Annotated in this window: 25 protein-coding genes; 12 read left to right on the top strand and 13 right to left on the bottom strand. The window is 34.7% G+C overall.

Features of this window, described 5'->3' with window-relative positions:
- Positions 1 to 65: 65 nt before the first annotated feature.
- The gene (locus PKC21_03900; GenBank protein HMR24481.1) at positions 66 to 1,304 is read left to right on the top strand and encodes a putative DNA modification/repair radical SAM protein; all 1,239 of its coding nucleotides are present in this window, start codon (positions 66 to 68) and stop codon (positions 1,302 to 1,304) included.
- A 1-nt stretch (position 1,305) separates the two neighbouring features.
- The gene (locus PKC21_03895) at positions 1,306 to 2,088 is read left to right on the top strand and encodes a TIGR03915 family putative DNA repair protein (GenBank protein ID HMR24480.1); all 783 of its coding nucleotides are present in this window, start codon (positions 1,306 to 1,308) and stop codon (positions 2,086 to 2,088) included.
- 15 nt (positions 2,089 to 2,103) lie between these two features.
- Here PKC21_03895 and PKC21_03890 read toward each other — a convergent pair whose 3' ends face one another.
- From PKC21_03890 to PKC21_03865, 6 genes are all read right to left on the bottom strand, one after another.
- On the bottom strand, positions 2,104 to 3,771 hold the full coding sequence (locus tag PKC21_03890; GenBank protein ID HMR24479.1) for a ribonuclease J: 1,668 nt from the start codon (positions 3,769 to 3,771) through the stop codon (positions 2,104 to 2,106).
- Entirely contained in the window at positions 3,768 to 4,745 is a 978-nt protein-coding gene (locus PKC21_03885; GenBank protein HMR24478.1) for an ABC transporter ATP-binding protein, read from the bottom strand. Before PKC21_03885 ends, PKC21_03890 begins: the two co-directional genes overlap by 4 nt.
- Positions 4,746 to 4,802: 57 nt before the next feature.
- A complete protein-coding gene (locus tag PKC21_03880; GenBank protein HMR24477.1) occupies positions 4,803 to 5,579 on the bottom strand; it encodes a hypothetical protein in 777 nt (258 codons plus the stop codon).
- On the bottom strand, positions 5,533 to 7,239 hold the full coding sequence (locus PKC21_03875; GenBank protein HMR24476.1) for a tetratricopeptide repeat protein: 1,707 nt from the start codon (positions 7,237 to 7,239) through the stop codon (positions 5,533 to 5,535). The genes PKC21_03880 and PKC21_03875 overlap by 47 nt, the downstream gene beginning before the upstream one ends.
- A 146-nt stretch (positions 7,240 to 7,385) precedes the next feature.
- A complete protein-coding gene (locus PKC21_03870) occupies positions 7,386 to 8,126 on the bottom strand; it encodes an RsmE family RNA methyltransferase (GenBank protein ID HMR24475.1) in 741 nt (246 codons plus the stop codon).
- A gap of 3 nt (positions 8,127 to 8,129) precedes the next feature.
- Positions 8,130 to 8,963, bottom strand: a complete 834-nt coding sequence (locus tag PKC21_03865) for an FHA domain-containing protein (GenBank protein HMR24474.1) — start codon at positions 8,961 to 8,963, stop codon at positions 8,130 to 8,132.
- A 45-nt stretch (positions 8,964 to 9,008) separates the two neighbouring features.
- Here PKC21_03865 and PKC21_03860 point away from each other — a divergent pair, with 45 nt between their 5' ends.
- From PKC21_03860 to rpe, 9 genes are all read left to right on the top strand, one after another.
- Positions 9,009 to 10,205, top strand: a complete 1,197-nt coding sequence (locus PKC21_03860) for an anhydro-N-acetylmuramic acid kinase (protein HMR24473.1) — start codon at positions 9,009 to 9,011, stop codon at positions 10,203 to 10,205.
- Between the two features lie 31 nt (positions 10,206 to 10,236).
- A complete protein-coding gene (locus PKC21_03855; protein HMR24472.1) occupies positions 10,237 to 12,045 on the top strand; it encodes a TIGR03663 family protein in 1,809 nt (602 codons plus the stop codon).
- Positions 12,026 to 13,213, top strand: coding sequence for a radical SAM family heme chaperone HemW (gene hemW / locus PKC21_03850; protein ID HMR24471.1), 1,188 nt, complete (start codon positions 12,026 to 12,028; stop codon positions 13,211 to 13,213). Before PKC21_03855 ends, hemW begins: the two co-directional genes overlap by 20 nt.
- A 101-nt stretch (positions 13,214 to 13,314) precedes the next feature.
- Positions 13,315 to 13,722, top strand: coding sequence for a hypothetical protein (locus PKC21_03845; protein ID HMR24470.1), 408 nt, complete (start codon positions 13,315 to 13,317; stop codon positions 13,720 to 13,722).
- Between the two features lie 165 nt (positions 13,723 to 13,887).
- Positions 13,888 to 14,286 (top strand): hypothetical protein, encoded by a 399-nt coding sequence (locus PKC21_03840; GenBank protein ID HMR24469.1) that lies wholly within the window; start codon positions 13,888 to 13,890, stop codon positions 14,284 to 14,286.
- A 213-nt stretch (positions 14,287 to 14,499) separates the two neighbouring features.
- The gene (locus PKC21_03835; GenBank protein HMR24468.1) at positions 14,500 to 15,183 is read left to right on the top strand and encodes a PilZ domain-containing protein; all 684 of its coding nucleotides are present in this window, start codon (positions 14,500 to 14,502) and stop codon (positions 15,181 to 15,183) included.
- 80 nt (positions 15,184 to 15,263) lie between these two features.
- A complete protein-coding gene (def, locus tag PKC21_03830; protein HMR24467.1) occupies positions 15,264 to 15,764 on the top strand; it encodes a peptide deformylase in 501 nt (166 codons plus the stop codon).
- Positions 15,765 to 15,768: 4 nt separating this feature from the next.
- On the top strand, positions 15,769 to 16,725 hold the full coding sequence (gene fmt / locus PKC21_03825; protein ID HMR24466.1) for a methionyl-tRNA formyltransferase: 957 nt from the start codon (positions 15,769 to 15,771) through the stop codon (positions 16,723 to 16,725).
- A gap of 69 nt (positions 16,726 to 16,794) precedes the next feature.
- Positions 16,795 to 17,454, top strand: a complete 660-nt coding sequence (gene rpe, locus PKC21_03820) for a ribulose-phosphate 3-epimerase (protein HMR24465.1) — start codon at positions 16,795 to 16,797, stop codon at positions 17,452 to 17,454.
- Positions 17,455 to 17,460: 6 nt separating this feature from the next.
- On the opposite strand, the gene PKC21_03815 is transcribed toward rpe, so the two are convergent.
- The 6 genes from PKC21_03815 to PKC21_03790 form a co-directional block, all read right to left on the bottom strand.
- Complete coding sequence (locus tag PKC21_03815) at positions 17,461 to 17,892, bottom strand: hypothetical protein (protein ID HMR24464.1); 432 nt, start codon at positions 17,890 to 17,892, stop codon at positions 17,461 to 17,463.
- Positions 17,893 to 17,988: 96 nt separating this feature from the next.
- On the bottom strand, positions 17,989 to 18,987 hold the full coding sequence (locus PKC21_03810) for a hypothetical protein (protein HMR24463.1): 999 nt from the start codon (positions 18,985 to 18,987) through the stop codon (positions 17,989 to 17,991).
- 49 nt (positions 18,988 to 19,036) lie between these two features.
- On the bottom strand, positions 19,037 to 20,011 hold the full coding sequence (locus tag PKC21_03805) for a hypothetical protein (protein ID HMR24462.1): 975 nt from the start codon (positions 20,009 to 20,011) through the stop codon (positions 19,037 to 19,039).
- A 98-nt stretch (positions 20,012 to 20,109) separates the two neighbouring features.
- The gene (locus tag PKC21_03800) at positions 20,110 to 20,475 is read right to left on the bottom strand and encodes a response regulator (GenBank protein HMR24461.1); all 366 of its coding nucleotides are present in this window, start codon (positions 20,473 to 20,475) and stop codon (positions 20,110 to 20,112) included.
- Complete coding sequence (locus PKC21_03795) at positions 20,468 to 21,886, bottom strand: HAMP domain-containing sensor histidine kinase (GenBank protein HMR24460.1); 1,419 nt, start codon at positions 21,884 to 21,886, stop codon at positions 20,468 to 20,470. Before PKC21_03795 ends, PKC21_03800 begins: the two co-directional genes overlap by 8 nt.
- 44 nt (positions 21,887 to 21,930) lie before the next feature.
- On the bottom strand, positions 21,931 to 22,671 hold the full coding sequence (locus tag PKC21_03790) for an aspartyl/asparaginyl beta-hydroxylase domain-containing protein (protein ID HMR24459.1): 741 nt from the start codon (positions 22,669 to 22,671) through the stop codon (positions 21,931 to 21,933).
- Between the two features lie 154 nt (positions 22,672 to 22,825).
- Here PKC21_03790 and PKC21_03785 point away from each other — a divergent pair, with 154 nt between their 5' ends.
- Entirely contained in the window at positions 22,826 to 24,016 is a 1,191-nt protein-coding gene (locus PKC21_03785; GenBank protein ID HMR24458.1) for a pyridoxal phosphate-dependent aminotransferase family protein, read from the top strand.
- Here the strand turns inward: PKC21_03785 and PKC21_03780 are convergent.
- On the bottom strand, positions 24,002 to 24,979 hold the full coding sequence (locus PKC21_03780) for a lysylphosphatidylglycerol synthase transmembrane domain-containing protein (GenBank protein HMR24457.1): 978 nt from the start codon (positions 24,977 to 24,979) through the stop codon (positions 24,002 to 24,004). The two genes, PKC21_03785 and PKC21_03780, sit on opposite strands and share 15 nt — an antisense overlap.
- Between the last annotated feature and the right edge of the window lie 4 nt (positions 24,980 to 24,983).

Below are 24,983 nucleotides of genomic sequence, written 5' to 3'. Positions count from 1 at the left end.
ATTAATCTTTATTAAAAAATTTGATTTCTGTACATTTTTCAAATTATTTTTTAACTTATTTTATTATGGATCATAATAAAATTAAAAAAAAGCTCAAAATTTTAGCTGATGCTGCCAAATATGATGCTTCTTGTGCTAGTAGCGGCTCAAACAGACCAAAAAAACAAGATAGCGCTTCTATTGGTAATACGCAAGGCATGGGAATCTGTCATAGTTATACACCGGATGGGCGCTGTATTTCACTATTAAAAATTTTAATGACCAACTATTGCATTTACGACTGTAAATTTTGCATTAATCGAGTGTCTAGCAATGTTCAACGCGCACGTTTTTCCCCACAAGAAGTTGTAGAACTCACTCTATCTTTTTACAAACGCAACTATATTGAAGGACTTTTTTTAAGTTCAGGAATTATTAGAAGTTCAAATTATACCATGGAATGTTTGTTAGAAATTGTTAAATCTTTGCGGACCAAACACCATTTCAATGGTTATATCCACCTTAAAGTAATCCCAGAAGCTTCTCAAGCACTGATCCAACAAGCTGGTTTGTATGCTGACCGACTCAGTGCCAATATTGAGCTTCCAAGTAAACAGGACATCAAACTACTTGCTCCTGAGAAGAACATAACAACACTTAAACAGCAAATATCTGGCATACGTGATCATATTACTGAATCAAAACATGATTATAAAACCAAAAAAAAATACAAGCTTCCCATGTTTGCTCCCGGCGGTCAAAGCACTCAAATGATTGTTGGCGCCACACAAAGCAATGATCGTTCCATACTAAAAACATCTTCTTCCATGTATAAAAATTATAAAATGCGCCGGGTATATTACTCTGCATTTAGCCCCATTCCTGATGCCCACAGTTTGTTAAAATTGAAAAAACCACCGTTGATTCGCGAACACCGACTGTATCAAGCAGACTGGTTATTAAGATTTTATGGTTTTGATGTTGATGAAATTGTTCCCGAAAATATTCCTGACCTTGATCTTGATCTAGATCCAAAAACAGCCTGGGCATTAAACCACAGAGATATTTTTCCCATTGATATCAATAAAGCAGATAAAGAACTTTTGCTTAGAATTCCGGGTATTGGTTTAAGAAGCGTTCAAAAAATAATGCTTATCCGTAAACATCACCAACTTAGACATGATGATTTGAAAAAGCTGGGACTTGCTTATAATCGAGCAAAGCACTTTGTTAAAACCTATGACCATTCAAAATTTATCCTGCTTGATCATGAACACCTTAAACACCATCTAAGCACAGACTCTAAACAGTTGGAGCTTTGGTAAAATGTACCACGTCAACAATATCAATGATTATGACCAATGGAAAAGGCTTGCTCGTAGTTTTATTTTTAACAAGATTCAACCAAGAGATATCCTCTGGAATCATACTGGTCAACAAGCTCTGTGGTCCAACTCTAATTTATTGGAACCGGCAGAAAAAATTACGGTACCCAAACATTTTATTGATTTAGCAAAAACCCTTGCTTGCCATAAAGATCCTGAAAAATGGGGCTTGCTGTATAGAATACTTTATCGCATACAGTTTGAAAAAAAACATCTGTTAAAAATGCATCATGATCCAGATGTAAAAAAACTTTTTCTTATGCTTAAGGCCATTGCTAGAGATTGTCATAAAATGAAAGCCTTTGTCCGCTTTAAAGAAATCAAAGAAAAGTCTAATTTTTACATCAGTTGGTATGAACCTGATCATTATATTTTAGAACGTACTGCATCTTTTTTTAAAAACCGCTTTTCTAATATGCATTGGTTGATTTTAACTCCTTATAAAAGTGTTGCCTGGAATAGAACCCATCTATCCTGGGGAGGGCCTGGTAATGCAGAACTCTATACTCAGCTAACTGATCAAACTGAAGAGCTATGGGATATATTTTATTGCTCAATTTTTAACCCTAACAGGTTAAAAATCAAAATGATGAAATCAGAAATGCCTATACGTTTTTGGAAAAACTTACCGGAGAGTAAAAATATTCTGTCGCTTATTCGCAATGCTCAACATGAAAGTTTTAAAATGCTTGAAAGATCAAAAAAAACCGCAGCTAACCCTTAGCTCTTTGTTTTAAAATTACACCTGTAAAATAATAGGAATAACTTGTGGTTTTCTACCAAGATTTAAATCTACAAACTTTTTTGCGGCTCTTTCAATACTTTGCATAGCATTAAAACGCTTTTGCTTTTTTAAATCATCAAAATAACGATTCTCTATGTACGCTGCCATTTTATGTTTCATCTCTTTTTCTTGTTCTTTAAAAAAGACGCCAGGTGCCTGAATATCTAAATCGCTTTTCCACATCCAGTTTTTTTGATCCACCACCAAAGACAAGACAATCATCCCGCAATAGGCCATTTTACGGCGTGTTTTACAAAAACTTTCACCCATTTGACTGAGTTGTTTATTCATAACCAAGATAGGTTCTAATGATTCAATGCGCTCAACATGACTATTATTTTCTGTGATATGCGCACACTCACCATTTTCTACTACCAAAGCACTTTTAACGCCTTGTTCACGAGCCAAGTCTGCATGCTTGAGTAAATGTCTATACTCGCCATGGATTGGAATAAAATGTTTGGGCTTAATAAGATCTAAAGCCAACCTTAAATCTTCTTTGTACGCATGCCCAGATACATGAATGTCTGAACCTTGGTTGGTATGAACATTGGCCCCGGTTCTATGCAACTCATTGATAATTTCGTAAATTGCTTTTTCATTGCCTGGTATAAAACGAGAAGACATCACCACGTCATCTTTTTCTTGTAAAAGGTAGCTTCTATGTTCATCATAAGCCATTTTTGCCAGTGCTGCTCTGGGCTCACCTTGTGTGCCCGTAGATAATAATGTTAATTTTTTCCGTGGCAAAAGCACAGCTTCATCTTCATCTACTAAGGTATTATCTTCAAACTGTAAATAACCTAAGTCTTTAGCCAAATGTACATTATGCACCATCGATCGACCAATCACTGCTACTTTACGACCATGAGCTTCACTTAAATCAATCACTTGTTGTATTCTAGGAATGTGTGAGGCAAACGATGCCACAACAAACCAACCCTGACACTCTTTCATTAGACTGCTTAAGCCATCTTTAACACTACTTTCAGATTTACTTTTTCCTGGTACTTCCACATTGGTGCTATCTGAAAGCATTAATAAAACACCTTCTTGACCCAGCTGGCCAAATCTTTCTATATTGGTTTTTGACCGTGGATCTGATTCATCAATCTTAAAGTCTCCGGTATGAACCAACTTACCCATGGGCGTATCAATGGCCAAAGCAAATGCATCTACAATAGAATGGCTTACTTCAATAAACTCAATATTAAATGGACCCAAATCATAAAAATCCCCATTTTTTACTTGGTGAAGCTTGTGTTGCTTTAAATCCAAGCCGTGCTCTAAATATTTTTTCTTTAACAATTCCAAGGTAAACCTAGAACCAATAACAGGTAAATTTATATTTTTTTGTACAAAAGGAACAGCACCAATATGATCTTCATGACCATGTGTTGCAACAATACCATGCACTTTTATGTCACTTTTAAATAAAGGTAAAAATGGTGGTAAAATTAAATCAATGCCAGGGTAATATTCATCAGGGAACATAACACCGGCATCAATGATAATAGCATCTTGTTCATGTTGTATGACCAACATATTCATGCCTATTTCACCTAGTCCTCCTAAAGCATAAATTTGAATTGCAGAGGATGAATTATTTTTTATCGTTTTCATTGGGCCTTGATACATCTTGCCCAATGATTTTCATTCAGTACAACTTTTTTCATATCATAACTTAAACAACTTGCTTCACTTTGACGACAACGCTCATAAAAACGACAATGCTCTGGATAATCTTTTAATGACGGCACAGTTCCTGAAATAAAAGGCAGTTTTTTTCCTTTGTGTTCATTTTCTAAGTTTAAAACTGATGCGATCAGTGCCTTAGTATAGGGATGTTTAGGGTTTTTCATTAGAGTTTGTATATCCGCATACTCAACCATTTGTCCGGCATACATAACTGCAACGTCATCTGCCATTTCACAAACAACACCAAAATCGTGCGTAATAAATAATATGGCCATGCCATGCTGTTTTTGCATGGCTTTTAATAAATCTAAAATTTGTGCTTGAATGGTTACATCCAATGCCGTTGTGGGTTCATCAGCAATCAATACATCTGGCTCACATATCAAGGCATGCGCAATCAACACCCTTTGCAACATCCCACCACTTAACTCATGTGGGTAGGCATCATAACGGCGTTCAGGAGCAGATAAGCCTACCTTTTTAAAAAAGTTTATAACCCGTTCTTTAGCTTGGGTTTTGTTTTGTGGAAAGTGTAAAAGGTAAGCTTCTTCAACTTGTTTACCTACTTTCACCACTGGATTGAGCGCCTCAAAAGGATCTTGCGGAATAAAGCCAACATGCTTTCCTCTAATTTTTGATTTTTGCTGATCACTTAAGGTTAATATATCTTTATTTTTAAAAAAAACTTCCCCTGAACCATACTTAAATTGTGCCAATTTTTGTTGGGCAAAAATACCTTGCGCTGTCACTGATTTACCCGAGCCTGACTCTCCAACCAAACATAAAGTTTTATTGGGTTGAAGCTGAAAATCAATATTTTCACACGCCAGATGAAATACTCGGTTGACATTAAAGCCTACGCTTAAATTTTTAACCTCCAGAATGTGATTCTTTTCCATTTTCTCTCCAGTTCACGTTACCCTAGCACTTATCTTTTCCAGCTATTACCTTAATTGTCACTCAATTGACATAGATTTTTTTTCTAACAGTTTCAAAAACTTTTTTTCAAAATTTTGCCATTTTTTCTCGTTTAGCTCCTGTTCAAAAATTTGATTAAGCTGTAATTGAACTGCTTTATTTTGATAATTCAACTCAATTAATTTTGGCAACATTTTTTTTGACGGCAATTGTATATATTTCTTAACATGAATTTTTAAATCATCTTTATTCATCTCAGATTGATACAGAAGACAAGTCTTCTTTGTTATTTTATGAGTAGCTGAATCAGCTTGAAAAGAAATATGTTTTTTACTGCTCTTAAGGTTTAGGACCTGCTCTTCTTTCCAATTGATGTAAAAAAATTGTATAATATTTTGCATTTTTAGCGGCACCCCAAACATTTGCTGCATACCCTCTTCTACTGAACCCTGCCATATGTTTTGTTGTTTTGCTTGCCAAAGGTACATATGTTCTTGATCAATTACGGCTAAGGCAATATTAAAGCCGAGCTTATCAACACTCAACATCATTTTTCCTTGTGAATTGAGTTGAAAATCTGCTAACAATTGGATTTTTTTATGATCTTCAGTCAATGCAGTAACTTTTAGCCCACCATGCAAGTCAGCCTTTTCTTTTTGGGAGTACCTTGCATGCTCAATACACTGTTGTTGACTATAGTTTTTATAAGGATTAATTTTTTTAGCGCATGCGCTAAAAAAAAAACTTAAAAAACATAGCCAAAAAAAATTATAGCTCAGCCAATTTCTCTTTAATTCTTTTTTGATCTTCTTCATTGGAATTCATTTTAAGGACCTTTTTATACCATACTTTAGCTTTTGATTTTTGTTTCATCTGCGCATAGGTATCAGCAATGTGCTCTTGAATAATTGATTCATCAGAACGATTGCTATGGGCCTTTTTCAAAAGCTCTAAGGCTTGTGCGTATTGTCCCTTTTTGTAATGAGCCCAACCAAGACTATCCATAATATAAGGATTGTCTGGCGCAATAGCATGTGCTCTTTGAACATAAACAAAGGCATCATCTATGTTTTTATCTCTCTCTAGCATAGAATAGCCTAAATAGTTTAAGGCCCTAGCATGATCAGGATTTTTTTCTATCACTGAGTATAAAATCTTTTCCATTTCATTAAACTTCTTTTGCTCTTCTAAGATTTGTGCATAACTAAATAAATATTGTATGTTTTTACCTTCTTTGGATAAATACTTTTTTAAGATCTTCTCAGCATCATCTAGTTTACCTTCACTGACATAAAATCTTCCTAGGGCTCTTATAAATCGATCACTGTAAGTTTTTTTATTTGTGTCAAGCAAGTGCTTTTCAGCCTGCTCTTTTTTGTCTTGATCAAATAAAATCTGTGCCAAAACCAAGTTTGCATCTACATAATATTCATTCTTTTCTTTTACTTTTGAAAAGCTGGTTAAGGCTTGATCATAATCCCGGGTTTTTTCTTGTAGCAGTCCAAGATAATAATAAGCAACATCATATTGGGGATGGTTTTCAAGCAATTCATTTAAATATCGTTTACTTTGAGCATATTCATCTAAATAATAATGATTAATTGATAACTTACTCAGATATGTTGCATTTTTGTTATCTTTTTCATACAACTTAAAAAAATGTTTTTTAGATTGCTTGTATTTCTTCTGACTTAAATACAACTCAGCCAAGTGTAAGCGCATCAAATCATCCTCTGAATCAATTTTTAAAGCTCTTTCATAATACTTGTATGCTTGGTCATAATTACCTTCATACTCCTCAAGATAACCTAAGGCTTTAATATTAGGTAAATACTTTGAATCATATTTTTTTGCTTTAATAAAATTAGCTCTGGCTTTAGAAAAATCTTGTTGCTCAGAATAAACTCTTGCTTTGTAAAAATACACAATATGCTTTTCTTTAAATTGCTTCTCAGCTTTATTTAAAACTTTCATGGCCTCATCATAGTTTTTTTCTAACATGTATACATGACTTAAAGTCATTGCATCTTCAATGGTGGCCGTTTGCTCTTTATCTAAAAGGTCTTCATATATTTTTTTTGATTTAGAAACATCCCCTTTTGATAAATATAAACTGGCTAACAATCTTTTTGCGTTGTTGTTTTCTGGTTTTAGTTTAGCAATGGTTTCTAGTTTTTTTTGGGCTTTGTCTATTTTCTGATCTTGGATATATAAAATTGCCTGCTTTAACATTATTGTATCGTCTTTTTGATTATTTTTGTGCTCTTGCGCATAATATTCCAATGCCTTCTTTACATCTCCTGAAAACTTTTCATTGATCTCATTGACCAATTCAATCTGAATTATCTCCATTTGATCTGCTTTAGGTGTACCTTTTTTTAATGAAAGATCTCCATGTCTTTTTCCTGCACATGCAGTTAAAACAAAAACCAAGCTAAGCAGCAAAGTTAGATATATATATTTTTTCTTCAACATAATTTCCCTTAATCCAAGCCATACACAAAAAGCAGACTACTGTTCTATTGATTATTTATTATTCAACACCAATATTTTCTATTGTAGTATAGTTTACTTATTTTATCCAAAACTTATTCATCCTTACAAAATTGACATGGCATTTATTACTTTTTATTTTCAGGACTGTTATTTACGTTACTCAAGGCAAGTACTTGTGCTGCTGCTACTATTGCTGCAGTTTCAACTCTTAAAACATTTGGTCCCAATGATACAGACTCAAAACCATGGTCTAAAAATTGTTGTTTCTCAACTCTATCCCATGAAGCTTCTGGCCCAACTGATACAATGACGCTTTCTTTTGAACTCAGCTTAGGTAAGGACAAATAACATTCAATTTCGTTTTCATTTAGAAAAAATTTATATGCTTGTGCAGCTGTCTCATTTAACAACATTGATAAGCTTTTATGCATGTAAATTTTTGGTAAGTATGGATTACCGCACTGCTTAATTGACTCTATTGCCTTAATTTCTAATTTTTCTTTATGTTTTTTTTCATCCAAGATTTTATTACTTCTTTTACTTTTAACAAAATGAATAGACGCTGCACCTATTTCTGTTAGTTTTTCTACAATCAATTTTGCTTTATCTAAAGCAACCATTGCAATGTAAAAATCCATTTGGCATAGTTTTCTTGTGTGTTGCTTAAATGAAATAACTTCACATGCATTACCGTTTAATCTTACTTGCGCAACTCCTCCATTGCCATTAAGAGCCTCAAATGTATCGCCATCATTTTTTCTTAATACACGTTTTATCCAGTGTGCTTGATTTTTATCTAACCCCAACTCTGAACTATCTTTATTTAGTGTTTCAAAATGCAATCTAAAAGTTTGTGCCTCAAACATAATTTATATATTTCTTTGACTAACAATACTCTCTTTTGAGCGCCTACAAGCTTCTTGAAGATAGCCAAATGCATTGGCCATCATCAAATCTGCATCCGTCAATTGATGATTTTGAGAAGTACTGATACCCATATTAATTTGTACCTTAGAACCATAATTATCTAAAAAATTATTGCTTAAACGTTTTGCAAACACCAATGCATTGTCTAAAGCAGTATTTTTCAAAACTAAACAAAAAATATTATCTTTATAGTGACTCAACAAATCATAACTTCTAGAACTCTTTTGAATAAGTTGTATATATTGTTTAATGTCTTTATCAAAAGAATCAACATTTATACTTAGCATAGCGCAACTAACTGTTTGCTCTATTTTTTTAGCGTACTCTATCTCTTTAGTTAATTGTTGCTTTAAAAAGTCTTTTTTTAACAATAGGCCAGAGGCATCTAACATGTTTTTTTTAATACTAAACTCATACATACTTAATTCATTATGCGTTTTAAAAACCAACTCCAATTTTAACTCACCAATTTGAATTTGATCGCTCGCTTTAATACTGGTTTGGTTAATGATTTGGCCATTAATAAGCGTAGGATAGTTATTAGAGTAATTACTCAAAGTAATATTTTTTCTATCTACAATATCTAAACGAGCATGCATATCATCAACACCTTGACCTCTTAAAACGATATCATTAGTCTTCGTTGACCCAATACTCATAGATTGTTGATAAATATGAATCATTTTCCCTGTATCAAATCCATTGAGAACATAGAGGCAAGGTTGCTGATCAAAATCAGAACTACGTTGTGACGACTTTTTATTCTTATTTAACATTGTTTTTTGCATTTATCGGCATAGTATAGCATGTTCTTAGGGCATATGAAGCCTTTTATAACAATTGGTTTAATGTCTGGAACCTCAATGGACGGTATGGATGCTGTTTTGTTTTCTTATCAAGGCGTTGAAGACAATAACCCCGCTAATATAGAGATTATCGCTTCTCATCAAGCTCCCTACAGTCAATCATTTAGACAAAAGCTATTGGATTGTATTGATCAGCGTGACCTAGAAAAAAGCTGTGAACTGAGTTCATATTGGGCGCAACTGGCCATTGAAACTGTGAATGATTTATTAAAGAAATCCAAACGACGCCCACATGACGTAGATGTAATTGCAAGCCATGGACAAACTTTACTACACCACCCAGCAAAACTACCTCATCTTAACTTTGGCTATACCTTGCAAATTGGCTCTCCAAGCTTTATTGCTCAGCACACTGGCATTACCTGTGTAGGTAACTTCAGACAAACTGACATAGCTCTTGGTGGTCAGGGAGCTCCGCTACTTCCAACTGGACATGCTCTTTTATTCAAGCCTGAAGAAGGATACAGAAGTATTCATAATTTGGGTGGAATTAGCAACTTAACCTTACTATCCAATCAAGGTATTGTTATGGCCTACGACACTGGCCCAGCCAACATGTGGATAGATGCTGCTTGCAGACATTATAGTAAAAATGAATACAGTTATGACCCACATGGCCAACTGGCAAAAAAAGGAACTTCAGACCAAAGCATGATTAAAGCTTTACTCAAACACCCTTATTTTAAAGAAAAAGCCCCAAAATCAACGGGCTATGAAACTTTTGGCAAACACTACCTTGAAAACATATTTAAAAAATTTAAAGATCTAAGTCTAGAAGATGCGTTAGCCAGTGTTACAGAGGCAACCGCTATCAGTATTGCTTACTCTTATCAAAAAGACGTGTTTCCAAACTTTTCCCCCCTCAATGAAATTGTATTCAGTGGTGGGGGTTGCTACAACTTAACCTTGATTGAAAAAATACAACACTACCTGGGAAAAAAAGTCATAATTCAATCTACTCAAGAATACGGCTGCGCACCCAACTTAACTGAGGCAGTTGGATTTGGGGTTTTAGCTGTTGAATTTTTGCGCGGAAGACCTAACATTTATAAAATTGTTACCGGTGCAGAAAAAAACTCAATAGGCGGCGAGCTTGCTTGGGGATCAGATCCAAAACATATTGACAGATTAAAAAGCAAATTGCTAGTGTAACAGTAACGCTTGATTATAACGTAACAAATACATGCTTAAAGAAATTATCACTCAAATAAAAACAAGAAAATTGGTTGGTATTTTTATAGCCGCTATTTTTTTATTTTTATGTTTCACTAGACTCTATCAACTGGGAGATAAACCTTACCATCATGATGAGTCTTTGTATGCTAAATACTCTTATGACTACGCTACACAAAACTTTTACCGTTTTGATCCTATTCTTCATGGACCTATGCTTTTTACTATACAAGCGCTTTGCTTTAAAATTTTTGGCGACACAGATTTTACTGGTCGGCTCACCAGTGCAATATCTGGGATACTCTTGGTTTACCTATGTAGCTTCTTACTGTTTTTGATTTTTAAAAACTTAAACCCGGTTTTATCTTTTGTTACATTAACTGCTCTTTCCCCAACCTTAACTTACTTCTCAAGGTTTTTAGGTATGGATATGTTGCTGTGCTTACTTTTTACAGCTAGCCTATTAAGTCTCTACCAGTTTTTATATTCCAAAAAGTCTTTTTATTTGTTTAATAGCCTTATCTTTTTATCATTCATGGTGTGTACTAAACTGAACTATTTATTTTACTTCTTTTTTCTAGTTACTTTTCTTATGGTGTTGTTTTTTTTCAAGCGAAGTCGCTATACCTATATTACTCAGGCTGTAAAAGACTATTTTGTGCGTTATAAATATTTAAAAATAACTTTATTATTTATAACCCCAGTTTTAATTTTTTCCCTGTTGTATTCTGGTTTTGGTCAACATTGGCCAGGAGTCCTTGATGGTCTGTATCGTAAAATGTTGCCTTATTGGATCAACCAGCACAAAATTCAAAGAATTCGTGGGCCTTTTGATTATTACCTTCCTCTTCTTGTTCAATACGAATTACCTATTGTTTTGGCCATAATATTTTATTTAATAAAAATTCTTCGCTCTTCAAAAAACTATCTCCGGCAAAGCTTGTATGTTGCTGTCCTAAGTTTTGCTGCATTCATTGTGGTGAAAGCTTTTTGGATCAACACCTTTTCTTCTTTGTTAAGCATTTTTCATTTTAGCCGTCCTTATCATTTTTTAATTTTAATTTTTTATATCTTTGCCGGTGTTCGTATGACGCTGTATCATTTAAAACATAATGAATATTTTCATGCGTTTAGTATTTTTTGGTTTTGGGTATCTTTAAGCTTATACAGCTATGCTGGAGAAAAAGTACCGTGGCTGTTGGTTCATGTTATTTTCCCTGCCTTCTTATACCTCGCTCCACAACTGAGCAAAACAGTTCAAGCCAGCCTTAGCCACACTCTACATAAAAGAATTTTAGGTTTGGGACTTGTTATCTTGATCAGCTGGCAGTTGATCAACGTCTATCGGACAAACTTTATTTTTAATGCTCGCCCAAAAAATTTATTGGCATTCACACATACGTCTTGGGAAACAAAACAGATGGCACATAAACTGTTAACATGCAAAAAAGTATACCCAAACATGAAAATTGAAACTTTAAATGCTGCTGCTGCAATTTGGCCCCTATCTTGGTATCTCAGACACTATCATGGTTGGTATACCATTAATAAAAACCCAAGTTTAGATAGCCTTATTTTCATTCAAGATTGGGACCGACAAAGCAGCATTGAACATCCTCAATTAAATCAATACACCCCATATCGCTATAAACTTAGAGAGTGGATGGTCCCTGACCAAACCCTGTCCAGTTTAAGTGCATATTTACAATATATTCTTTTTTGGCAAGCAAAAGATCCTGAAGGATCTATGGATAGCATTGTTTATGTCCATCCAAATGCTTTAGACTGTTGGATTAACAATGACCATTACCAACTCTAAGCCTTTTAGTATTTACATTCACATTCCCTTTTGTCGTTATAAATGTCCCTACTGTGATTTTTTTGTTTTAGCCAATAAAACTCAAAGCCAACATAAAGAATATGTCAATTACCTTCTCAAAGAAATTGAAATGTTTGAACATTTATCTTTTGCAAAAGACTCAACCCTTCAAAGTATTTATTTTGGTGGCGGAACCCCCAGCTTAATCGATACTCAACTGATCAAAAATATTTTGCATGCCCTACAAAAAAAATTTCAATTTGATCACAACAATATTGAAATTTCTCTTGAAGCCAACCCTGAAGACATTAGCTTGACCAAAGCCAAGGCGTGGAAAACAATGGGCATTAATCGTGTCACTTTAGGAATTCAAAGTTTAGTTGCAGATGAACTTCAATTTTTAGGACGCCAACATCAACATACACAAGCACTAAATGCAATTGATCTCCTTAATCAAGCCAATTTAACCAACATTGGTGTGGATTTAATCTATCAACTGCCACAACAAAACTTAGAGGTTTTTAAAAACACCCTAGATCTACTGTTTACGCGTTCTTTTACCCATCTTTCTTTATATGGCTTAACCGTTGAGCCTAAAACACCCTTTGCTAAACAAGTAAAAGCAAAAACTTGGATACCTTTAGCCGAAGAACCTTGTGAACAGTTGTTTTTGCTGGCAAAAGAATATTTGTTGCAAAAAGAATTTGTGCAGTATGAAATTTCTAATTTTGCCCTTAATGGTTATGAATCTAAACACAATCAATGTTATTGGCAACAGCAAGCCTATTGGGGCTTAGGAGCATCTGCACATTCATATTTACCTAAAAATACAAGGTCTACAGCTCAACGCTGGTGGAACCCAAAAAATTTAAACCAGTATTATCATGCCCTTGATCAAAACCACTATCCTTATGAGCAGGAATCTCTTGATGCAAAACAAAATTTGATAGAATATATTTATACGCATTTAAGAACGGATGGTCTTAGCATGGAATACCTCAATCAATATTTATGCACACCGCACGCCTACTCAGCTTGGCAAACACTGGTTAAAGACTTACAAACGCAACACTATCTTGAACAACACTCTTCAAGGCTTGTTTTAAACTCACAAGGGCAAATGCGTTCAGATTGGATTTGCCAAGAAATCATTGCTGTACTCATTTGAATAATTAAATTGATTAATCATTTTAAAAAAATTATTAATTTAAATTAATCTCTATCTCATGCTATGCAAAACTTATGTTAGGGAGAAATTTTCTGTTTTTAATGATATTCTGTTTTTTTTCAAATTTTGTGCAAGCTCAGTCTGATTATAGCCATTACCCAAGTTACCTTGAAGATATCTATAATCATGGAACAGTTAAACGTTGTTTTGATATCATTCCAATTGAAAATTCATCTCCTCAACAAGCCCGTATTTTAGATTTTTCATGCCCCAAAGAACTTCCTTGTTATCAATGTTCTTTTACAGGAGCCCTGTTTAGAATTGAATCCTTAGCCTATTACAATGGTTACAGCAAAACTGTCTCTTATCTTGATGGTGAACTGCGCATGGATGAAAATGGGCTTTGGGAATACATTATACTACCTCCTTACGATGATGAACGCATGTACTATGACCCAACTTTCCAAGAAGAGGTTGCTAAAAATTTTTATGATGGCTCTAAATATTAAATGTTTGCTTTAAAAAAGCTAAACAATACTCAACTGTCCTATGTGCATAATTACAACTAATAGTGAGTTTAAAAATGTTAATTATTATGCAATGCAAAACAATGCTAAGGTTCATTCATAATGCTATTCAATAAAAAACTGACCCTATTTTACACAATACTTCTGATGAGCTACACGTTAAGCTTTGCTCAAAAAAACACTGCTTATCAGGACTACTTGCTGCGTGTGCAAATAGCCTCTGGCATGTCTGAAAAAAGCTCCCCTAAGCGTTGTTTTTATGTTCAAGAATTAAATACAGGTAACCCTGCAAAAACAATTCTGCTGGTTGATGACTATTATTGCCCTCATATTCATTCTTGTTTGGAAGAATGCAGTAAAGATACTGCTCTTGAATCCTATAATTCCACCGTTGAACTCAATTTATCTGATGAAATAGAAGATTACAAATCAATGCACATTTCATATTTTGGAGAAATACTATTTTACTCTTATGTTTCTGGTGAATGGTATTTAAAAAAAGAGTTTGTGTCTCCAGACTATCCTTATGACAAGGGTTATCGATAATCATCAGAACTATAGATATCTCACTGGTAGTCATCTAAGCATCCGCAATGAAGGCATATGATGGTAAAAAAACTGACTTAAATTGACTTAATGTATATAATGACTCCGATGTTTTTAAAAATTGACCCAAAAATCATTGCTATTTCAATATTTGCTCTATGTATTGTAGCTTTGTATTCTTTAATCAATGTACTTTTCCCCATTTTTTAAGATATGAAAAAAGTAAAAGAAAAACGCAGTAAACCTCGCATTGAAGCCAAAGTTCAAGTCATCTTGCAAGGGGAAGAGCAAATTCACACTGTAACAGGTGATTTAAGTAAAACAGGGATTTTCTTAAAAACTTTATTTCCTTTTGCAAAAGTCGGAGAAAAACTGAGCTTAAAAATTGCTTTGGCCGAAGACGATCAATTTTTCAAATTAAAAGGTGTTGTGGTTAGAGTAAACCCCATGAATCAGATGGACAAACCCGCTGGACTTGCCGTGGCATTCAATAAAATTGATCCCCGATACTCTAAAAATTTTGAAAGCATGCTTTTACAACTGTTTAAAGGCAAAGGCTTAGGTTGTCGTAAATATCCTAGAGCACAAATAGACTTAGACATTGAGCTCTCCTCCAAGGACTACTCTCATCAAGCTTTAACCCATAATATTAGTATGGGAGGCTTGTTTATCAAAACTGAGCACCTCAATGACTTTAATTTGGCTGATAAGGTAAAAATCAACATCATTCATCCTTCTACCAAAAGAAAGTTTTTGGTTCATGGGGAAGTGGTTCATTTAAAACAATCTGAACATCTCAAGGGTGTTGGTATAAAATTGATTAAACTTTCTGATAAGCGTAAAGAAGATTTATTACTCTATTTCAAAAGCATTCTGAGCTATCAAAAAAGAAAGTAGCCGCCTTTGCTGCCTCAGTTATTCACCTAAAATTAAATTAGGGTCGTGTAAATGCTCACTTTTTGTGATACATAGCCCGCATGGCTTTACGAGAAGTATTAACATTTCCAAATCCAACTTTATTGAAGCGCTCACAAGATGTTGAGGTATTTGATGAGGAATTACAGATCCTTGTAGAAGACATGCACGAAACCATGTTGCATGAAAATGGCATTGGTTTAGCCGCCCCACAAATAGGTATTTTAAAACGCTTGATTGTCATTCAAATCCCTGAAAGTGAAGAAGATGAGGGTGAGTTTTTTGCTTTTTGCAACCCCGTCATCAAAGAAAAGCGTGGAGAAGCCAAAATAGAAGAAGGCTGTTTAAGCTTGCCTGAATTTTATGTTGAAGTTGATCGAGCCAAAGAAATCACCCTAGAAGCCTATACACCACAAGGAGAAAAAATCATCCTTGAAGCCGATGGTTTGTTTGCCATTTGTATTCAGCATGAAATTGATCACTTGGACGGTAAATTGTTAGTCAACTATGTCAGTTCCATGAAACGCGACTTGTACAAAAAACAAGTCTCCAATAAGGTATAATTCTTTGCATCCTAAAACTCAACGCATTGTATTTTTTGGGACTCCAGATTTCGCTGTCCCTTGCTTACAGGCTATTATAGAGTCTGGCAGGGATATAGTTCAGGTCATCACTCAGCCAGATAAACCCAAAGGCAGAGGCAAGCAATTGGCAGCTCCAGCAATTAAAGTGTATTGCCAACAGCAAAACATTCCTTACCTTCAACCCAAAAAAATTAAAACCGAAGCTTTTTATACTCAGTTGGAGCAATTTAAAGCTGATATCTTTGTTGTTGTTGCCTTTGGTAGAATCTTTACATCAAGACACCTAAGTATTTGTCCTTATACCCTCAACGTTCACGCTTCTTTACTGCCCAAATGGCGTGGAGCTTCCCCTATTCAGAGATCTTTACAATATGGTGACCAACAAACAGGCATCTCTATCATGCAATTGGTAGAAGAATTGGATGCTGGTGATGTCATGTATCAAGCTGCTATAGATATCGGTCCCAACATGCGTTTTGAAGACTTATCACAGCAACTGTCTAGCCTAGGCGCAGAGTCTATTGTTAAAGCCCTAGACTTGATTGATCAGGACAAGGCTCATTTTGAACAGCAAAACCATGCTCAAGCCAGTTTTTGTCCGCCAATTAAAGTTGAAGAAGCACAAATTAATTGGAAAAAACCCAGTTTGGATATTCACAATCTTATTCGCGCTTTTCATCTTTGGCCCGGTGCTTTTTGCTCTGATGGCCAGAATAGAATTAAAATTTTACACAGTCAGTTATCTGATCCCCCTGAGCATTTATTAACCCAAAACAATTATACCGGTGGCCAGCTTATTTATGGTAAAAAACAACTCTGGGTTAAAACGGCTGATGCTTGGTTGGAAATCTTAGAAGTGCAAATGCCGGGTAAAAAACAAGTGCCCATTCAAGCCTTTCTTGCCGGATACAAAAACAAAAATATAGATCGTTGGCAGTAGTTGTTAAAGATCCGCTTATCCGGTCAGTGAAAGCTTTAATTTTTTTCAGCTTCGTAGTATGTAAAGCCCATGTCCAAACAAGTTCTTATTGCCCCTTCTATTCTATCCGCTGATTTTTCTATTTTAGGCCAAGAAATCAAAGCCGTTGAAGAGGCTGGTGCGGATTGGCTACACATTGATGTCATGGACGGTCATTTTGTTCCCAATTTAACCATGGGTCCCATGATTCTTGACTCCATTAAACAATGCAGTGATTTGTATTTAGATGTGCATTTAATGGTAAACCAGCCAGAACAATGGCTTGAACCTTTTGCCAAAGCTGGTGCAAATGGCTTGACCATTCATGCTGAAGCCACCCCACATATTCAACGCTGTTTACGCGCTATCAAAGACTTGGGCCTAAAGGCTGGCGTATCCTTAACTCCTTCTACACCACTGTCCTTTATTGAACATGTGATGGACGATTTAGACTTATTATTATTGATGACCGTAAATCCAGGTTTTGGTGGTCAGAGTTACATTCCTGCCATGACCCAAAAAATTGCAAATGCAGCAGAGCTAATTAAACAAAGTGGCAAAAACATTATTTTGCAAGTGGATGGTGGTGTAAACATTGAAACAGTTGCTCAAATAAAAAAAGCCGGCGCCCAATGTCTGGTAGCCGGCTCAGCAGTTTTTCATGATAAACTTCAAAACTATTCTAAAGCGATACAAGCACTAAAAGTTTAACTGATTTTAGTTTTTTTCAAGTCTTAATGTCCTTGGGTATTGCTCTTTTTCTGACTTTTTCTTAACGCATTGCAATGTATTGAACACTGCACCTCTCTCATCTCCAGAAATAAAAGTTTTTTGTAGTGGAAACAAATTAACTATATGATATACTCCTTGATTAAAGGAAAAATCAATTTTATCAGAATCTGTTACTAGCAAAACTGGCTTATTGTTAACTCCGATTTGCCGTAAACAAGCTAAAAGATCGGCATGAATATTATGACTTTCAAAATCTTTATATTCAATATCTAAGATCGATATCACTTCAGCCCCACAAAAAAACTCCACATTTTCTTGTCTGCCAATGATATGATCCGAACAATTTACATATTCACCGGCCTGGGTTGCCCCAAAATAAACAATCATCAAACCAAAAATTAGTTTTATTTTTTTCATTTTCCCTCCATATATATTAAAAATTATTATCTTTATATAACACTCTATATATATAAATAATAATTTATCAAGTAAAATTTTTTAGGAAATTAAGCCTTAGAAAGATTGTTTAAAGCCTATATAATAAATAGAACGGTCATAATTCAGCTGCTGTGAGCTTAAGTCATTGGAAAAACTGGTGTATTTTAGCTCTAAATGCTGTTTGGGAGACATATGATAACTGATTTTGCCTGCATAAGAGTTGAAGGTTTGCCCTTCTGACTCAGTCAATAAAAAACGCTGTCCTTCATCGTCAAAGTCAAAAACGCTAGGAAACTTGTTCCACTGAACAATACCAGAAACATAAATACTTACATACGGAATCCCACTAGGCCGCTCACCCAAATCATAAAATAAACGAAACATCATTTGATGTTTTACAAAAGAAAATCGATCAATTGAAGAGTTTGAATCAGCAAAAGTATAACTTAATTTTAAGTTGGGTTTGAACGGATACTCAATAAAAAAACCTATATCATGATTGCTATCTTGACGGTCAACATCTAAAAACTGCTCCAATGAAAAGAGATAGCTAGCACCTACATGAAGATATTGATTTAAACGATGCTCTACTGCCAACCTTAACCATTCACTGACATTGCTAAAATCATCATTGGCATAAAACTGAAACAGCCTTACTCCTGGTTCAAAAATATATCGGGTATTATTATGTTTATACATGGCACGCATGTGCAATGCTGGCAGAACATAGTTTTCTTCAATATCGTACGCGTTAGATAACTCTGATTTACGTTCAATCAAAACTTTTAATGATGGTCGCCATTCAAAAGTAAAATCATTTTTCTCATATTGCGTTGATAAACTAAAAGATTGAATCAATTGATCTTGATTTTCTTCCTGAATGAATTTTTTGACCCCTTGCTGATAATGAAACTGGCCTTGAAAATTTTCTTTATTGAAAATTTTCTTTCTAGACATGTAATGTCCTCTTAAAACAAAATCATCTTTTTTTGACCCAAAATTTTTATACACATTGGAATCATATTCAAAGCCAAATTGAACAAACTGTTCATTGGCCATACTTGTATTTTGCAACAGAAAAACGCTTAACAACAGACACACAGAGCAAAATATTTGCTTGATTTTATTGTTTATTAAGCTCATTAAGAATTTTTAGGCGTTCCGCTTGTAGAAAGATCAACTTAGACTCTAAGGCTTCAATGCTCTGGTTTAACAAAGCATCATTTTGTGAAAAATTTTGTTTTTGTGTCAATCGCTTTGCTTCAATGCTGCTGATATCTCTTTGACTGCTATCATTCAGCAAGGTGTCTGGAGTTTCTGGATTGTTGCCTGGGTTTTGCTGATTATTTCCTGAACCATTTAATGCATTTACTCCAAAGACATCAGAACGATCTTGATTACCAGAATGGATAAATTGGCTTTCAGAAAAAAAAGACTCTTCTTCTAAGGTGTCCATCAGGGATGTATTGATAAATTGCTTGCGACGAATATTTTTTAAACTACTTTCAACCATAGCAATTTTCTTATTCATTCCGGCTAATAAATCTTCAAGGGCTAAAACGCTTTCTGGGTCTAAATCATCAGGAATGGCTATGGGTTCTTCATGATTTAAACCAATATCTTTTTTACTGTAACGCTCATACAATGCTGTTAAGATTTTGACTTGCCCCTGGGTTACATCTTTGGCTTTGACCTGGGCGCGTTTGCTATCATTAAGTTGCAGGTCAATACTTTCTAATAACGCATCTCGCTGTTCTTCTAAAGCTTGTTTGGCCAGTTTCTTTTTGTTTCTGAGCTCTTCTAAGCTCTTGGCTTGCGCTTGAAAAATTTGATATTGGTGATTAAGTTTAATAGTGGAAACAATGTCAGACGCGTCTTTGAGTTTTTTAATGGCTCTATGGTAATGCTTAAACACCTCTTCTTCTTCATCCAATACTTGACAGTGTTTTTCATATTTTTTTTGTCTTAACTCTAGTTCAGCTAACTCATGTCTGACTGACGTGGGAAGTTGTTCAGTGACAATAGTAGGTCCTTGCGCCATACCAAGCGTAATGGCAAAAATAATGTTCAATAGAGTGATTTTATAAAAATAAACCATAAACTTAACCTGTACTTATCTATTTTATCATAAAAAAGCCCAAAGCTACAGATTCATTCTTATTTAGAAAAGATTGAAAAGCCAATATTTTCAGTAGTTTATTCTTTTTTTTGTGTGTATTCAATTACTTTTTCACGCAAAACATTGGGTGTAAATGGCTTAGGGATAAAATCATAGGCACCTTTTTTAATGCATTCTACAGCAAGCTCAATATTGCCAAAGGCCGTAATAAACACAAACTTAGCTTTGCTCTTACTACTTTGGTGCTCAGCCAACACCTCAAGGCCACTCATGTCTGGTAAGCGCATATCACAAAAGATAAGATCATATTGATGGCGTTTAATTAAAATAACTCCTTGTTCCCCTTGATACGCTAAATCTACAAGATGCCCTTCTTTTTGTAGAATTTCTAACATACCTTCACCCATGGTACTATTATCTTCAATAATTAATATCTTAGCCATGTTTGGGTAAACTCACTTTCACCACAGTCCCTTCTTCATACTCAGACTGTATATCAATAATACCGCCATGTTTTTCAATGATTTTTTTACAAAAGGCCAGGCCCAAGCCCATACCTTGTGCTTTACTGGTAAAGAAAGGTTTGTATATCTCATTTAAGTTTTGTTTTAAGATCCCCTTACCGTTATCTTCAATTGTAATATACAAAGTGTTTTTTTCTAACTTTGAATCAACAACAATCTTCCCTTTCTCAGGCTCTACAGCATCCAGAGCATTTCTCATTAAATTGAGTACAACACGCTTGATATAATGTTGGTCAAAGGTCCACTTGTAGCCATGGGGGTTAACTTGCATAACAATTTTTTTCTCTTTAAGTTCACGTTCAAAAGATTCACTGCATCTCAACAAAAACCCATCAACATCGTGCTCCCCTACATCTAAAACAATCCCTCTGGCAAAATCTAAAAACTCATCCACAACACGCTTCATGGCAGCTGTCTCTTTGCCTATTTTTTCTACGGACTTTAAATTGTCTGCATTTTTTAAATCACTGGATAAAATATCCACATATAAATCTATGCCACCAATTGGATTTTTAATTTCATGCGCAATCCCCTTAAGCATCATATCTCTTTCTTGATCTCTTTGTTTTATCTTGCAGCGCATATCTTCCAAAGCGTTAGCCAAATACTGCAATTCACCATCAGCTTTAATTTTAATTGGATTACTTAAAACACCTTCACCTATTTCTTTGGCTTTTCTTACTAACTTTTCTATAGGCTTAACAATTCTAGATGAAACAATACTGCTCACAACAACAATCATTAATAGGCATATAAATGTAAAATAGCTCAAGCTCTTACGTAAAATATTTAAGCTTGCAAAAAATAAAACATCTGCTTTTAAAACAATAACCGATTGAACTTGTCCTTGGTTGATAATTGGCACAAAGGCATATTTTTGGATAGACCCTAAGTCTGAAACATATAGATTTTCAGTACTGGCTTCACCTGCCAAAGCATTGGATATTCTTTTTTGAAAAATATCCAAGCCAACATATTTTACACCTAGCTTATATCCTGGGCGTGAATCAACCAAACTATTTCCTTCTGCATCTATAAGGTACATATAAGCCAAATCATTGCTCTCTACAATCTGCGCTAAACGTTTATGTAAGCGTAAATGTGTTTTACTGCTTTCACCTAAATCTTGTAGAGCCTTAATTTGTAATGCATCAATTTGCTGGCTTAATGTTTCCCCTAAATGGATAAGTCGTAAATTCATTTCATAATCTAAACTTTTTTTAGCGACACTATAAAAATACCATGACGAACCGGTCAACAAGACTGCAATTGGAACCAGATAATAAATAAATAATCTGGCCCTTAGGGTTTTGGTCATTAATGTTTTCATTGCTTTTATGCTTACAGCACTCTAAAAAAAAAGCCAATTCAGTACTACTGAAATATTTTTTTTAATTTTTTTTCCCATGCTGCATTGTTTTGCTTGGCTTGCTGTACATAAGAAGAACGACCAATTAAAAAGATCACACATCTATTTAACCAGGATATTGGCCAATAAAAAGGCCGAACAATATCCAAAAATAAAACGACCCTGTCTTCATTAGTATTGTTAATGACTTCATGTTCATAGGTATCATCAAAAAGTATGCTTTTTCCTTGTTGCCAACTTAGCCAAGTCTCCCCCACTCTAATTTTACAATTTTTGTAGTCTTGAGGAACTTTTAAAGCCAAGTGATAGCGTAAAACCCCTTTGTATGGGCCTCTATGCGGTGGAATAATTTTACCTGGAGATAATATAGAAAACATGGCTGTAGTCATCCCAGGAATTTTACTTAAAATTTCTGCTGTTATGGGACAAACAGCACAATTAAAATCTGTCTTAAAACCATAGCCATAAAATATAACCGTTTTCCAATGATCATCTTGAGTAATGGCTGTTTGATCCTTTGATATATCCTGAAAGTTAGGCAATTGTTGCCAATGTTCAAGTAAACGGTCTAATTCTGCTCTAATTATTTGCCATTGATCTTCTAGTCCTTTTACCCAAGGCAATATATAAGGATCATAGAATGCTAGTAATTTAAACTTTGAAGCTCTTTCCATGCGCTTTTCCAGCCATTGAATGATCTTAAATCCATATTTTTTTGTCCAATAATGTAAGTTTTCTTTCAACATACCTTGCATCCTAATTTATATGTGAAATTCATTGTAAACTACTAGAAAAATAACATTTTATACTTTCTTAGATCCCTAGCAGTTCATTTAGTAATCAACACATACTTTTTGAAAATCGCTTGCGTTAATAGGCTTATTTCGCTATATGGGGTTGATGCATCTTCTGGAAAGATTGAAAAAATTCACGCACTCGCACGCGATGAAAGAAGCCGGCATATACCCATATTTTAGACCAGTCAACAAAAGTGATGGTGTTCATGTTGAAGTCAATGGAGAAAAAAAGCTTCTGGCATGCTCTAATGATTATGTCTCATTGTCCACCGATCCACGCGTGATTGAAGCTTCTGATCAAGCACTAAAAAAGTATGGCACTTCTTGTAGCGGCTCACGTTTTCTTAATGGCAACACCATTATACATGATGAGCTAGAAGAAACTTTAGCCAACTTTCTTGGTTATGAAAGTTGTGTGGTTTTTAGCACCGGTTTTTTTGCCAACTTAGGCAGTTTAACAGCTTTGTCCACCAAAAAAACTGTTATTTTCAGTGATAAAGAAAATCACGCCAGCATAGTTGACGGCAACAACCTTTCATTGGCTAAAGTTTGTCGCTACCACCATAACGATATTGAACGATTAGAATCTCTATTAAAAAAACACGAAGATACCCAAGAAAAAATTATTGTTTCTGATGGTGTATTCAGTATGACTGGCGAATACGCCAGACTACCCGAGCTTGTAGAACTCTCTAAAAAATACAATGCTTTTTTATACATTGATGATGCACATGGAATTGGAGCTGCTGGGAAAGAAGGCAAAGGCACAGAACAACATTTTAATATGTCTGGTAGTGTTGATCTTAACATGGGTACATTCAGTAAATCTTTAGCCTCTATTGGTGGTTATGTTGCCAGCAATAAAGATGTCATTAACTATATTAGACACCATGCTAGAGCACTGATTTTTAGTGCCAGCATACCTCCTGCCAGTGCTGCTGCTGCATTAAAATCTTTACAGATTATTCGTGATGAGCCTGAGCGTATCAGTCGGTTGCATAAAAATACTGAGTATGCTCGTCAATTGTTTAATGAATATGGTTTTAACGTACCTGAACATGGTGGACCTATTATTCCTATTATTTTGGAAGGTGAAAACGATATGACTTTTACCTTTAAATTCAATCAAGCCTTGTTTGATCATGGAATTTTTTGTGCGCCAGTCCTGCCCCCAGCCGTACCTATGGGAACAACTTTAATCAGAACCAGCTATATGCACAACCACACCTTTGAGCAAATAGAGTTCATAGTAGAATGTTTTAGAAAAGCAGCCAAAGACCTAGGTGTCTTTTAATTGTTTGCTTTTTAACGATCTGATTAAAAGTACGCCCGCTCCATTAATCATATAAATATAGTAGGTGAAGAATCGCCATAAAAATAAACTAACTGCCATATCTTCTATGGGTATCTTACTTTTATAAATCAGCACAAATGCTGCCTCAAAGGAACCGCCACTGATCGGCAATGGTGTTAAGTGTAAAGAGTTAAACATAAGAAACTGAGGAATATAAACATCTGCAGGCAACAACGAATAGCCAAGCATCAGCGCAATCAACCATAATATACTGAAGCGATTAAACCACCATAGAAAAGTTATCCCTACATAAGCAAAAAAACGCAATTTCCCATAGTTGAGAATATTTAAAAAATAAGCACGTGCTTGAATATATTTCTTAGCTAAATTAATTTTTTTAAACTTTCTCTGTACACCAACCAAAAAAGAGTAAGTTAATTTTTTACTAAAAACCATCAAAAACAAAATAATACAAAAAACTGTAAAAAAGACTTTAATTAAACCTGACAATCTATCTTGTAGTTGATCATATTGAGTTTGAGAAAAGTACAGTATCAGCGAGATTGAACAAATTAAATAAACAAGATCGATGGTATTTTCTATACCTATGATTGAAGCTGCTTTGACTTTTGGAATATTAAATTTTTGTAAATAATACCAGCGACTGGGTTCACCCGCCATTCTTGACGGCGTTATGCTGGAGTAAAAATCCCCTAAACTTGCTACCTGAAAGGTTTTAAACACTGTGATTTTTTCTTTTAATAGTGACGCTACTTGCCTTAGCCTGAAAGCTCTTAGCCATAAATCTAAGACAGCTAAGAATAACAAAAAAATAAGATAACCCCAACGTAGTTCAGACAGTTTACTTTGATCAACAGGAAATTTACGAAACACATAAACCGTAATTGCAAGCAAACTAACGGCTGCAAAAACATACTGAACTATTGTGAGAAAACGTTTCATTGAT

The sequence above is a fragment of the Oligoflexia bacterium genome (assembly GCA_035326705.1).
GTDB lineage: Bacteria > Bdellovibrionota_G > JALEGL01 > JALEGL01 > JALEGL01 > JALEGL01.
The sequence above is the reverse complement of the archived record's forward strand: the minus strand, read 5'-3'. Positions and strand labels throughout refer to the sequence as shown.

Bases quoted from the DNA above. Each gene is read 5' to 3' on its own strand.
- PKC21_03900 (HMR24481.1), top strand. From the start codon at position 66: ATGGATCATAATAAAATTAAAAAAAAGCTCAAAATTTTAGCTGATGCT.
- PKC21_03895 (HMR24480.1), top strand. From the start codon at position 1,306: ATGTACCACGTCAACAATATCAATGATTATGACCAATGGAAAAGGCTT.
- PKC21_03890 (HMR24479.1), bottom strand. From the start codon at position 3,771: ATGAAAACGATAAAAAATAATTCATCCTCTGCAATTCAAATTTATGCT.
- PKC21_03885 (HMR24478.1), bottom strand. From the start codon at position 4,745: ATGGAAAAGAATCACATTCTGGAGGTTAAAAATTTAAGCGTAGGCTTT.
- PKC21_03880 (HMR24477.1), bottom strand. From the start codon at position 5,579: ATGAAGAAGATCAAAAAAGAATTAAAGAGAAATTGGCTGAGCTATAAT.
- PKC21_03875 (HMR24476.1), bottom strand. From the start codon at position 7,239: ATGTTGAAGAAAAAATATATATATCTAACTTTGCTGCTTAGCTTGGTT.
- PKC21_03870 (HMR24475.1), bottom strand. From the start codon at position 8,126: ATGTTTGAGGCACAAACTTTTAGATTGCATTTTGAAACACTAAATAAA.
- PKC21_03865 (HMR24474.1), bottom strand. From the start codon at position 8,963: ATGTTAAATAAGAATAAAAAGTCGTCACAACGTAGTTCTGATTTTGAT.
- PKC21_03860 (HMR24473.1), top strand. From the start codon at position 9,009: ATGAAGCCTTTTATAACAATTGGTTTAATGTCTGGAACCTCAATGGAC.
- PKC21_03855 (HMR24472.1), top strand. From the start codon at position 10,237: ATGCTTAAAGAAATTATCACTCAAATAAAAACAAGAAAATTGGTTGGT.
- hemW (HMR24471.1), top strand. From the start codon at position 12,026: ATGACCATTACCAACTCTAAGCCTTTTAGTATTTACATTCACATTCCC.
- PKC21_03845 (HMR24470.1), top strand. From the start codon at position 13,315: ATGATATTCTGTTTTTTTTCAAATTTTGTGCAAGCTCAGTCTGATTAT.
- PKC21_03840 (HMR24469.1), top strand. From the start codon at position 13,888: ATGAGCTACACGTTAAGCTTTGCTCAAAAAAACACTGCTTATCAGGAC.
- PKC21_03835 (HMR24468.1), top strand. From the start codon at position 14,500: ATGAAAAAAGTAAAAGAAAAACGCAGTAAACCTCGCATTGAAGCCAAA.
- def (HMR24467.1), top strand. From the start codon at position 15,264: ATGGCTTTACGAGAAGTATTAACATTTCCAAATCCAACTTTATTGAAG.
- rpe (HMR24465.1), top strand. From the start codon at position 16,795: ATGTCCAAACAAGTTCTTATTGCCCCTTCTATTCTATCCGCTGATTTT.
- PKC21_03815 (HMR24464.1), bottom strand. From the start codon at position 17,892: ATGAAAAAAATAAAACTAATTTTTGGTTTGATGATTGTTTATTTTGGG.
- PKC21_03805 (HMR24462.1), bottom strand. From the start codon at position 20,011: ATGGTTTATTTTTATAAAATCACTCTATTGAACATTATTTTTGCCATT.
- PKC21_03800 (HMR24461.1), bottom strand. From the start codon at position 20,475: ATGGCTAAGATATTAATTATTGAAGATAATAGTACCATGGGTGAAGGT.
- PKC21_03795 (HMR24460.1), bottom strand. From the start codon at position 21,886: ATGAAAACATTAATGACCAAAACCCTAAGGGCCAGATTATTTATTTAT.
- PKC21_03790 (HMR24459.1), bottom strand. From the start codon at position 22,671: ATGTTGAAAGAAAACTTACATTATTGGACAAAAAAATATGGATTTAAG.
- PKC21_03785 (HMR24458.1), top strand. From the start codon at position 22,826: ATGCATCTTCTGGAAAGATTGAAAAAATTCACGCACTCGCACGCGATG.
- PKC21_03780 (HMR24457.1), bottom strand. From the start codon at position 24,979: ATGAAACGTTTTCTCACAATAGTTCAGTATGTTTTTGCAGCCGTTAGT.